Annotated in this window: 12 protein-coding genes; 8 read left to right on the top strand and 4 right to left on the bottom strand. The window is 38.3% G+C overall.

Going from position 1 to position 11,669, the window contains the following annotated elements; translation table 11 throughout:
* The first annotated feature begins 1 nt into the window (after position 1).
* Positions 2–463 (top strand): GNAT family N-acetyltransferase, encoded by a 462-nt coding sequence (locus QE450_RS12200; protein ID WP_273613043.1) that lies wholly within the window; start codon positions 2–4, stop codon positions 461–463.
* Between the two features lie 90 nt (positions 464–553).
* Here the strand turns inward: QE450_RS12200 and QE450_RS12195 are convergent, their stop codons facing one another.
* Positions 554–1,291 (bottom strand): MBL fold metallo-hydrolase, encoded by a 738-nt coding sequence (locus tag QE450_RS12195; protein ID WP_273613042.1) that lies wholly within the window; start codon positions 1,289–1,291, stop codon positions 554–556.
* A gap of 352 nt (positions 1,292–1,643) precedes the next feature.
* Here QE450_RS12195 and QE450_RS12190 point away from each other — a divergent pair, with 352 nt between their 5' ends.
* Entirely contained in the window at positions 1,644–2,198 is a 555-nt protein-coding gene (locus QE450_RS12190; RefSeq protein ID WP_301263175.1) for a stalk domain-containing protein, read from the top strand.
* Positions 2,199–2,362: 164 nt separating this feature from the next.
* Positions 2,363–2,671, top strand: coding sequence for a DUF1292 domain-containing protein (locus tag QE450_RS12185; protein WP_069329002.1), 309 nt, complete (start codon positions 2,363–2,365; stop codon positions 2,669–2,671).
* A gap of 114 nt (positions 2,672–2,785) precedes the next feature.
* Here QE450_RS12185 and QE450_RS12180 read toward each other — a convergent pair whose 3' ends face one another.
* Positions 2,786–4,270 carry an aminotransferase class I/II-fold pyridoxal phosphate-dependent enzyme gene (locus QE450_RS12180; RefSeq protein ID WP_204823334.1) on the bottom strand — a complete coding sequence of 495 codons (1,485 nt, stop codon included), beginning with the start codon at positions 4,268–4,270 and terminating at the stop codon, positions 2,786–2,788.
* 190 nt (positions 4,271–4,460) lie between these two features.
* Here QE450_RS12180 and QE450_RS12175 point away from each other — a divergent pair, with 190 nt between their 5' ends.
* Positions 4,461–5,801, top strand: a complete 1,341-nt coding sequence (locus QE450_RS12175; protein WP_307299512.1) for an MFS transporter — start codon at positions 4,461–4,463, stop codon at positions 5,799–5,801.
* An 84-nt stretch (positions 5,802–5,885) separates the two neighbouring features.
* Here the strand turns inward: QE450_RS12175 and QE450_RS12170 are convergent, their stop codons facing one another.
* On the bottom strand, positions 5,886–6,509 hold the full coding sequence (locus tag QE450_RS12170; RefSeq protein ID WP_307302686.1) for a YktB family protein: 624 nt from the start codon (positions 6,507–6,509) through the stop codon (positions 5,886–5,888).
* Between the two features lie 339 nt (positions 6,510–6,848).
* Between QE450_RS12170 and QE450_RS12165 the strand changes: the two genes are divergently transcribed.
* The 3 genes from QE450_RS12165 to QE450_RS12155 all read left to right on the top strand — a co-directional run bounded on the left by QE450_RS12165 (position 6,849) and on the right by QE450_RS12155 (position 9,755).
* Positions 6,849–7,445, top strand: a complete 597-nt coding sequence (locus tag QE450_RS12165; RefSeq protein ID WP_273613038.1) for a hypothetical protein — start codon at positions 6,849–6,851, stop codon at positions 7,443–7,445.
* Between the two features lie 202 nt (positions 7,446–7,647).
* Entirely contained in the window at positions 7,648–9,060 is a 1,413-nt protein-coding gene (gene gndA / locus QE450_RS12160) for an NADP-dependent phosphogluconate dehydrogenase (RefSeq protein WP_204823337.1), read from the top strand.
* Positions 9,061–9,221: 161 nt separating this feature from the next.
* On the top strand, positions 9,222–9,755 hold the full coding sequence (locus QE450_RS12155) for a shikimate kinase (protein ID WP_307299511.1): 534 nt from the start codon (positions 9,222–9,224) through the stop codon (positions 9,753–9,755).
* Positions 9,756–9,826: 71 nt separating this feature from the next.
* Here QE450_RS12155 and QE450_RS12150 read toward each other — a convergent pair whose 3' ends face one another.
* Positions 9,827–10,132, bottom strand: coding sequence for a rhodanese-like domain-containing protein (locus tag QE450_RS12150; RefSeq protein WP_273613036.1), 306 nt, complete (start codon positions 10,130–10,132; stop codon positions 9,827–9,829).
* A 167-nt stretch (positions 10,133–10,299) separates the two neighbouring features.
* Here QE450_RS12150 and aroA point away from each other — a divergent pair, with 167 nt between their 5' ends.
* On the top strand, positions 10,300–11,595 hold the full coding sequence (aroA, locus tag QE450_RS12145; RefSeq protein WP_307299510.1) for a 3-phosphoshikimate 1-carboxyvinyltransferase: 1,296 nt from the start codon (positions 10,300–10,302) through the stop codon (positions 11,593–11,595).
* Positions 11,596–11,669 lie beyond the last annotated feature (74 nt).

The following is an 11,669-nucleotide window of genomic DNA, read 5'->3' as shown; positions in this document are numbered from 1 at the left end:
AATGGCGATAGAAGTGATACGCGTACAAACTCAACAACAGTTAGAAGAATGCTTGAATATTCGGAGACAAGTATTTGTTGTAGAGCAGAAAGTTCCTGAAAGCAGAGAAGTAGATGAGTATGATCAATTGCCCAATGACGGCGTAGCTTATCATTTTCTGTTACAAAAAGATGGCGAGAATATTGCCGCAGGTCGTATGATTCGTTATGAAAACGGAGCAGCTAAAATGCAACGTATTGCTGTATTACCTGGTTATCGTAGAGGTGGGTATGGCAAATCTATTCTTTTGGGTATGGAAAATTATGCGCGCCAAAATGGATTTGAAAAAGCTTTACTTGATTCTCAATGTCAAGCCGAAGGATTTTACAATAAAATGGGATATATCACAATTTCCGAAGAGCCTTTTGAAGATGCAGGTATTGCTCATGTTAGTATGAAAAAGCAACTTGTGGTTACCATCTAAATTATTACGATCGTTATCAATCGTTGTTAACATAGCAAAACCGCGCCAATTGTATCTGGCACGGTTTTTTTGTTGTATTTCAAAAGGGAATTAACCCAATGTATAAAATTGATGTTGCTCCAAAAAGGTCATCTCTTTGGTTTTGCCGATAAAATCTTCTTTGTCATCATTATAATGCATCAACAAAATAGTCGAACGTACTTGCTCGGGTAAAGATAACAATTCATCCAGTGTCGCATGTACGATACCCGGAGGATGTAACTGGCAATCATGCAGAATCGTCTGAACCCCACGCTCATAGACTAAATGTTCCAATAGATGAGGTTGGAATTTCATATCTCCACTATAAAAAATAGTCTCATTTACTAAAAACGAATAGCTATTTTTTCCATCAATATGAGGTGTCTGAATTAATTCGATATCCAATCCTTCGGTTAACGTGATCGGTTGTTCAGCCACAATCGGTCTTACATCAAATACATCTTCAATCCGCTCTATTCCTTCTTGCGTCATACCACCGGATAATGTGTGTTCCCACAAAGGACGTACTAATGTACTAGCAATATATAGAACCGGTTTACGATTATAGATAAATTTCATCTGAAATCCTAATTCTTCAAGACCACCTACGTGATCTCCATGAATATGAGTAATCAGAATCGCATCAATTTCATTAACAGTTTTGCCTAACTGGTGTAACGCAAGCGGAGCTGTAATACCGCAATCCACCATTAGCGTATAGTCACCTACATGAATCAATGCATTATTATTATGATAATTTTTGGCAAAAGCATTACCTGTTCCTAGCATCTGTAGTTCAATAGACACAGTATTCCTCCTGTCTGTATGGTACATGTAATAAAGAGATGTCTATCCAATCATCAGACATTCTTCCTTCTCAATGTACCATGAATAGAAGCCAGAAGGGAAATGCAGGAATTGGATTCTGGCATAAATGCAGATAAAGATACAACTACACGTAATTAGTTTAATGATAGTTGAAACAGCAATCGTGCGAGAATCGTACTTGTCAAAAGGTTACAATTTTTTTACCGCAACTGAACGGGACTATTGGAGTATATATCTATAAGAAGATCAGCATAGAGATACAATGCTTTTATAATACAGAAAGAATTGGAGTCGATAAGCTTTTTCTAAATATAAAAGGAGGGGTTTTTACGTGATATGGAAAAGAGTTGCAGTCTGTGCATTAGCCTTTTTCTTAATGAGCAGTTCGGTGCTATTTGCAGATGCTGTAAGTCAAAAGATTAAAGTATGGATTAATGGAAGTGAGGTCAGTGATGGAGCTTACATGATCGATGGCAAAACCTATGTGCCTTTGCGTGAAATTCAAGGTCTTGTCGATTATGATAATGATGCCAAAACCGTCAAACTTACCAAACCCAACGTACATATCTTTTTATTCAAAAATGATACGGCGTTTGGCAACGTCAGTAAAGGAAAGCTCAAATTCAATGTATTTAGTCAGGTAGACAATCTACAAACAGATATTGTGGCCGTCAAAGTGGCTATTATTGATCCTTCAGGCAATCAAAAAGATATCCAAAGTCAGGATATCACGCAACAAAAAGATAACTTCTGGTTCCGCACATATGATTTCACGTATGATTTTAATACCGCAGGGAAATATACGGTTGGATTTTATATGAAAAAGTCTAAAGCTAGCGATTATGTGCTTGTCTCACAAAAAGTAATTACAGCGCTAAATCAATAATAATGAACACACAGTAGCGATGATCTATAGAAGGTGTGGCTCTCAATTGACCTGTCTAGGGGAAAGTGGTAAGATACACAAGTATTATTTCATGAATGCAAGGTATTACACCTATTTATGAACCTAAATGACATTCAATTTTATACCGAAAGTAGGTTATCCTAATGAGCGATAAACACGTACATGATGAAAATTGTAATCATGATCACGACCATGACCACGAAGCGGAAGAATATGTATTAACATTGACTGACGATGAAGGTAATGATGTAGAAATGGTTCTTGTTGAAACATTTGATGTTGGCGAGAAACTATATGCACTTCTATTAGAGCGTGGTAACCCTGAAGCAGATGGTTATATCATGCGTCTTGAAGAAGAAGAAGACGGATTCGAATTGCAAAATATCGAAGACGAAAAAGAATGGGCAGCTGTAGAGAAAGCATACGGCGAGCTTATCGAAGAATCTGAATAAGATTCAATATCGTTATAAATAAAGCCGGAATGGATATTGTATATTTCTATACAGTATTCATTCCGGCTTTTTTTGTATTCTATCTGGTCTCTTTCAATAGAAAAGAGTACGAATTTAGAAAATAGCGTCTGTTTCTACGATTACTTTTACATGATGTACAGTACGATCTTCAGGTCCTTTGACCGGCAATCCTACTTCAACATGATCTGTAATATAATCAATATTTTCTTGCGAAATTACTTCACCCGGTAACAAAATAGGAATACCTGGCGGATACACATAAATAAATTCAGCGATAATACGTCCTGCGGATTCTTTAAAAGGAACCACTTCTGTATCACCGTAAAAAGCATCACGCGGAATCAAAGACAATTGCGGAATCTCTGGAATTTTGACAACCAGTTCGTGAATTTCTTTAGAACCGTCCGTGCTGTAATATTGAGATGCCATATCGGTCAAAGAGCGCACCAGAATATCGACACTATCCTGCGTATCACCTGGAGTTACCAGACACAAAATATTATACATATCACTGAGTTCAATCTCTAGATTGTAATGCTCACGTAACCAGTTCTCTGCATCATATCCCGTAATACCTAAATGACGAATATGAATAGTCAGCTTGGTCGGATCATAGTTAAATGTTGCTTCACCGCCAAGTAATTCTTTACCAAAGCAGTATAATCCCGGAATATCATTGATCTTTTGACGAGTTTCTTGCGCCAATTGAATCGTACGCTCTGCCATATCATGTCCGTTAAGCGCTAGATTGCGGCGTGACGTATCTAGAGACGCTAATAGGATATATGAAGTAGAGGTTGTTGTCAGCATGCTAATAATGGTCTGTACGCGGTGAGGATTCACATGCCCATTTTTGACATTTAGATTTAACACCGAACTTTGTGTCATCGAGCCACCTAGCTTATGTACACTGGTAGCCGCCATATCTGCTCCAGCTTCCATCGCAGAGATCGGCAAGTCTTTATGGAAATGAATCAAAACACCATGCGCTTCATCAACCAATACAGGAACACCACGACTATGAGAAAGATCAACGATTTCTTTTAGATCAGCGCAGACTCCGAAATAAGTTGGATTAATCACAAGCACTGCTTTGGCATCAGGATGACGATCTAGAGCACGACGTACAGAAGAAGTCGTAATCCCATGATCAATCCCCAAATTTTCATCACGTGCTGGAGAAACGAATACTGGCTTCGCTCCTGCAAAAATAATAGCAGACATAATCGATTTGTGTACATTACGTGGAACGATAATTTTGTCACCCGGCGAACAAACTGACAAAATCATTGTCATAATAGCGCCACTTGTTCCCTGTACTGAAAAATACGTATAATCAGCACCAAAAGCATCAGCAGCTAATTTTTGTGCTTGTTCGATAACACCCATCGGTTGGTGCAAATCATCAAGTGGTGCAATATTGATCAGATCTATAGAAAGGGTATTATCACCCACAAACTCTCGGAATTCCTGATCACTGCCGATTCCTTTTTTGTGCCCTGGAATATGGAATTGGACGGGATTGCTTGCCGCGTGCTCTCGTAGAGCGGTGAAAAGCGGCGTTTGCTTATGATCCATTGAAGCTGTCACAACCTTTCTGAGGTAAAGTAATTATTCTGAGGCTAAAATGCTTATCCAACATTTTGCCAAACAAAATGAGTATAGCAAAACGTGGGGGGAATGCAATAGTTATTATGATAAGATAAAATGCATATAAGATAAATGGGTATACATTCAAGGGTAGACTTGAAGGGAGTCATCGTTATTAATGGTATCAATTTCAAATGCTGACACAGATCATCAGAATCAAGCCAAAAATCGTCAACGTAATATTTTTGTATTCGTATGCCTGTGGTTACTTATTTTTTTAGTTGAATTTGTTAAAGGTGGATTATTAGTTACTTTATTACCTGTATATATGGGACATGTACTTGGATTGCCTGCTTTTGCTATCGGTATTGCTTTTGCTTTGCAGTATGTAGGTGATAATGCACTTCGAGGTCCTGCGGGTTGGTTAGCAGAACGATTAGGATTTCGGATGATTATGTCGATTGGTATGATCCTTGTCTTAGGTGCAGTATTTATTATGGCAACAGAAAAAAGCACAGGCTGGTTAATATTTGCTTGTGGTGTGATGGGGGTTGGCAGTGCTCCATTATGGCCTTGTGTAATGTCTAAGATCACCGATCTGTCACATGCAGATGGAAAATACGGAACATCTATGAGTATTATCGAGATTGCTTCTCTTGGAGGAGCAGGGCTTGGGCCGGTTACAGTCAATTGGATTAGTGATACATCGTACCAATCTACATTATGGATGATGTTGATTTTTATGACTGTTGTACTAGCTATCGCATTATGCTTACCCGGTCGTAAAGAATCAGCTTCTATAGCAACAGGGAGTCACCATGAAACCGAGCAACACAACGATGCTACTACTGGATCACTCCATGAAAATCAATTATCTGTACCTCATGTATCGGTGACACGTATCACTGGTAAACAACGGGTACAGCAATATATAGCGTTGATTCGTTCACTACATATTCATCCGCTATTGTATCCAGCCCTTTTTTTGCAATCTTTTGCTTTAGGTATTTTGACGCCTATTATTACTTTATACGTAATCAGTCAGTTAGGATTAACCCCCGCTTATTTTAATGGATTGTTAATTGCTGGTGGTGGTGTTACTGCTTTGGGTCTGATTCCAGCAGGTCGTCTGATCGATCGGTGGGGCAGTCGATTTTTTTTGCATATCGGATTTTTATTAGCAGGGACAGCGTTAATAGGGATTGCTTCTACAACGATACTGGCTTGGATATGGATATTTGTAATAGGTATTGGTCTTAGTTACGCGATGATTTTACCAGCATGGAACTCGTTACTGGCTAATCTTGTACCTGCACAAGAGCGCGGTATGATCTGGGGATTATTTTTGACATTACAAGGATCAGGGCTTGTTATTGGCCCTTTGGTATCGGGAAAGTTATGGGATATCATCAGTCCTCAAGCGCCGTTTTTTGTTAGTGCCAGTTCTATGTTTATTTTATTCGGTATTCACTGGATTATGATACGTCATACCCGAAAATTATCTTCCTCAAATAGTTAATGAGCAATATATGAAAAAAACAGATGCAAAAAAACCTTATCTGCATAACAGTAGATAAGGTTTTTTTATTTTCACAATGATCTATTAAAATGCCATACGGTACAACGGAAGCAATTGTTCAAAAGTCTGTTCTACTTTTTCGATAAAAGCTTTGCCATCTTGAAGTAAAGGATCATCTTTTTCGATCCGTAATCCACATACGATTTCGGATTTTTTGACATTTTGCAATCGTTCAGCAGTATCTACCCAGTATTGATCATCCAATTCTCCCTGAATATTAGCTTGTGGCGACATATGATCGGTAGACCAGTAAAATTCATCTGGAATCATTTGTTTTACCTTTTTCCAATCTTTCTGAAGCGCTTTTCCAAAATCAAGTTTACGGGGACTTTCATAAATAATAGCAAACACAATAAAGACATGACTACCAAACATACCTACTTCAAAATGAGGCAATGCTTTATAACCACGTTTATTCGATGCCCATGCTACCCATGTATCTTTAGGTGGATTAACCGTACGACGAGCATGCTTGGCAACATGCACATACATCTCTTCACCACATAATGTAGCTAGATAAGGCTGTATCTGTTCACCAATTATTGTTAATTTAGGTCGAATCGTGCTAATCAATGCATCCATACGTGGTTCTAATCCATCAATCGTGAATACATCAAAGTCTTTAGAATCAAAACCGTTAAATTCAATATTATTCATCTTTGTCATGCCTCTCTTTCCAAATCAATCCATATCAATGTAGAGATAATCAGCGTTTATTATAGCATAGGAGCAGGCAATTATTTCATGAAGATTACATGTGACTGTATGCTTTAGTGCTTAGACAACCTTGTAAAGGGGTAAAATTATATTAAGTATATATTGTACTAAAGATGCAACAGATAACTACACTCTTCATAGGTATCATTTCAGAAACAGTATTCGTTATTTATACTTTTTTTTGTATATTTTATCAATTAACTACAGAACAGCTAAACAGATATATAGACCCACATACAGATAAACCAATGTTAAAAAGGAGGTACTACTATGAACAAAAGTTATGAAGTAGAGTATTGTAACTTGGAATTGCGTTTTGAACGTCGTGATATTCAGAATTTGATTCGTGATTTGATCAAAGAAGGGTATTCATTGTATTGGAGAGAAACAGAGGATTCATTTATCGTCTCGATCCGTACAGATGATCATATGACCAAATTACGTTTTCAACAAACGCAAGAAGGATACAAATTGATCGGAGATTATCGTATCCATGATTCACGTTTGTCGGAATGGATGGAAAAACTAATCGGTGATACGCGTGGTCATGCTATTGTCAAACGATTTAAAGATCAACAAATTTTAGTTGAGAATATTCTGTTTGGCGAAGTGATTCGAATGGTCGAAATTTCTGGTTTTGAACAACGTGTTTTGTATCAAAAAGAATCAACGTTAACGCATGAAGCGTTACACACACTTTTTTTATCAACGGAAGGTGAAGAGAGATTGGAAAATATAGAGACCCAAATTGACGAGTCCCTTGATCGATTGAATGAAGCTATCAAAACAGGCGATACTGAAAAAATTGATGAATGTAAAAAAGTGTTGGAAAATCTTCGTTTTGAACTGATTCGTTTGGAAAAGTAAACTTTAAAACGTGATCCCCAAAATAATTTGTTGAAATAGCCAAAATATTCACAATTCTTTCAACAATTCTATGAATTTTGGTCAGATCACGTTTTGAGACTTTCCTTATGACATTAAAACCTGTAAAATGATGAATTGAGCCAACTTATTTTATGCAAAATCATGAATACAAAATATTGAAGCAAAGGATGGAGAACCAGAAATGTCTAAACAACAAATTGGTGTTATCGGTCTTGCCGTTATGGGTAAGAACTTAGCTTTAAATATTGAAAGCAGAGGCTTCACAGTATCTGTATTCAATCGTTCTCCGCAAAAAACGAACGATTTGCTTGAAGAAGCAAAAGGTAAAAATTTAACAGGAACATTCTCTATTGAAGAGTTCGTGAATTCTTTAGAAGTTCCACGCAAAATTCTAATTATGGTTCAAGCAGGATCTGCAACCGATTCTACAATTGAACAATTGATTCCTTTCTTAACTGAAGGCGACATCATTATTGATGGTGGTAATGCTTACTTCCCTGATACGCAACGTCGTAGCAAAGACTTGGAAGCTCAAGGATTCCGCTTTATCGGTACAGGTGTATCCGGTGGTGAAGAAGGCGCACTTAAAGGACCTGCTATTATGCCAGGTGGACAAGAAAGTGCTTATAAATTAGTAGAACCTATTCTTACAGCGATTTCGGCTAAAGTCGATGGCGACCCTTGCTGTACATATATCGGACCAGACGGTGCTGGACACTATGTAAAAATGGTGCATAACGGTATCGAATATGGCGATATGCAGTTGATTGGTGAAGCATATAACTTGCTTACATCTGTTCTAGGAACATCTGCTGAAGAATTGCAATCGATTTTCAGCGAGTGGAACAAAGGCGAGTTGGATAGTTACTTGATCGAGATCACAGCAGATATCTTCTCTAAATATGATGAAGAAACAGGCAAACCGATGGTTGATGTGATTCTTGATTCTGCTGGTCAAAAAGGTACAGGTAAATGGACAAGTCAAAGTTCACTTGATCTAGGTGTTCCTTTGTCTATGATCACTGAATCTGTATTTGCACGCTTCTTGTCTGCAATGAAAGAAGAACGTGTAGCAGCTAGCAAAATTTTAAACGGACCTAAAACAGATGCTTTTGCAGGTGATAAAGCTGAATTTATCGAAGCAGTACGCAGAGCATTGTTCGCTTCCAAAATCGTATCTTACGCTCAAGGCTTCGCACAAATGCGTGCAGCTTCTGACGAATACGGTTGGGATTTGAAATATGGTAACATCGCTATGATCTTCCGCGGTGGCTGTATTATCCGTTCACGTTTCTTGCAAAACATCAAAGATGCGTATGACAAAGATTCTGGCTTGAAAAACCTATTGCTTGATGATTACTTCAAAGGTGTAGTTGAAGAATATCAAGATGCATGGCGTGAAGTAGTATCGATCGCTGTGAAATACGGTATTCCGGTTCCTGGATTCTCCAGCGCATTGGCTTACTTTGATAGCTATCGTACAGAAAGATTGCCAGCGAACTTGTTACAAGCTCAACGCGATTATTTCGGTGCTCATACTTTCAAACGTTTGGACAAAGAAGGTACTTTCCATCACGAATGGATGCAAGAATAGTCTGCTGACTATCATATTAAATATATCAAAGCGCACTGGTACTCCTATAAATATAGGAAAAGCCAGTGCGCTTTTTTCATCAAAACGAATGATTGTCTTATGTTTTATCTCTATGCTATGATGGGTGAAATAGCATAGTTGTTGAAAGAGGTGTAGATATAGTGCATCAATCAGAAGATAGTGTACATTCCAATATTATACTGGTTGGAATGATGGGCACAGGTAAAACAACCGTAGGCACATTACTAGCTGATTTATTACAATATCCATTAGTTGATATTGATGCAGTGATTGCAGAATCAGAAGGTATGAGTGTACAAGATATTTTCGCTTCCAAAGGAGAATTGTATTTTCGTGAGCTTGAAAGCCAAACGCTTGCTAGCGTATTAGAGCAAAAAGGGCAGATTGTTTCTACAGGTGGTGGTTCAGTACTACGTGCTGAAAATTGTGATCTGATGATCGCTAAAGGGCTTGTAGTCTGTCTGACTGCGGATATTGATCATATTGTACAGCGAGTAGGCGGAGATGATAACCGTCCATTACTAGCAGGAGATACGTATGAACGGGTAAGTAGTATTATGGAGCAACGTAAACATGCTTATCAATTTGCACATGTTATGGTAGATACATCGCTTTTGAATCCTGATGAAGTGGCTTCACATGTTTTAACACGTTACCGCGTTCAAGCTTTTTAATGTTTAGGTGCGAAAGTAAAAGACTTGTTACATGAAGTCAACAAGTCTTTTGAGTAAAATCTAGCTATATATTATTGATTTTCTACCCAATCAATCATACCGCCAGACATATTAAGGCAATGGTCGTAACCTAACTGTTGTAAGTACTCGCGAGCACGTTCACTACGGTATCCACTACGACAAATCAAAACAGTTGGTAACGTTTTATCGATTTCATTCAGACGATCAGGAATTTGACCCAAAGGAATATGTTTGGCACCGTCGATCATACCCTGGTTCACTTCTTCATCTTCACGTACATCAATCAATTGCAATTTTTCTCCTGCCGCTATGCGTTCGCGCAGTTCATCCGTGTCGATCTGAGTAGGATTAGACATATATGTTATACCCTCATTTCTGAATGTGTTTTTAACTTCTTTATCATACCGAAGCGTGTTCTGGACTGTCAATTGAAGTGAGCCGATAACTGCAAAGAAATACCAAACATATAAGCAAATGTATCACTATATAAATACTATTATTTTATTTAAAGGAGATTGAACTCATGGATGTTATTGTTACCCCTACCCCTGAACTCAAAGGAGAAATCGGAGCGTTATCTTCTAAAAATTATACGACTCGTTATTTGTTAGTCGCTGCTCTAGCAGAAGGAACAAGTACGATTCATTTTCCAGCACATAGTGAAGATAGTGATGCTATGCGTCGTTGTATTCGTGATTTAGGCGCTGTGTTGGAAGAAGACGATGAGAAAATAGTGATAACAGGTTTTGGTAGTAAACCTGTAGATGTAAAAGAGCTTAATGTAGGAAATGCTGGAGCTGTACTACGCTTTTTGATGGCCATTGTTGCATTGTGCCCTGAAGTGACGTTTGTGAATACATATCCTGATTCACTGGGTAAACGTCCACATGATGATCTGATTACATCATTAGGTCAATTAGGTGTAGAAGTAGAACATCAGAACGGAAGATTACCGATTACGATTCGTGGAGGTCAGCCGCGTGGTGGCAAGATTACTGTATCCGGTAGTGTAAGTTCACAGTATTTGAGTGCGCTGTTATTTTTGACTCCTTTATTAGAAGAAGATAGTGAAATTACAGTTCTACATGATCTCAAATCCAAAGTAGTCGTAGGTCAGACACTTGAAGTATTGGCTCAAGCAGGTATTACAATTGAAGCTAGTGAAGACCTCATGACATATAAAGTACCTGGTCGTCAAAAATATGTAGCTCAATCTTATACTGTACAAGGAGATTACCCTGGGTCAGCGGCTGTACTTGCAGCAGCGGCTGTGACAAAGTCTGATGTTATTATTCACCGTCTACCTGTAGAAAGTAAGCAAGGCGAAAAAGCAGTAGTTGATGTATTGCAAATGATGCAAGTTCCATTAACGCATGAAAATGATATTGTTCATGTTAAAGGAACAGGTCAACTCCAAGCGGTCGAATTTGATGGAGATGCTGCTACAGATGCTGTCCTTGCGATGGTAGCCGCGGCTGTATTTGCAGAAGGAACATCACGCTTCTATAATGTAGAAAATTTACGTTATAAAGAATGTGACCGGATTACTGATTATTTGACAGAGCTTCGCAAAGCAGGAGCAAATGTAGAAGAACGTCAAGCAGAGATTATCGTACATGGTCGTCCTGAAGGAGTAGAAGGCGGTGTAACGATCGATGCTCATTACGATCATCGTGTTATTATGGCGCTGTCTATTGTTGGCTTACGTGCGAAACAACCGATTGTTATTCGTGATGCTCATCATGTAGCGAAGTCATATCCACAGTACTTTGATCATATTCAGGCGCTTGGGGCTAATATAGAATGGGTACAAGGTTAATATAAGCATTCATATATAATTGAATAGACTCATCCACTTTTTATGATCAAATACACATCAAGGAGGAAGATCAA

This window comes from Paenibacillus sp. SORGH_AS_0306, assembly GCF_030819345.1.
GTDB lineage: Bacteria > Bacillota > Bacilli > Paenibacillales > Paenibacillaceae > Saccharibacillus > Saccharibacillus kyungheensis.
This window is presented reverse-complemented; position numbering and strand designations above follow the sequence as displayed.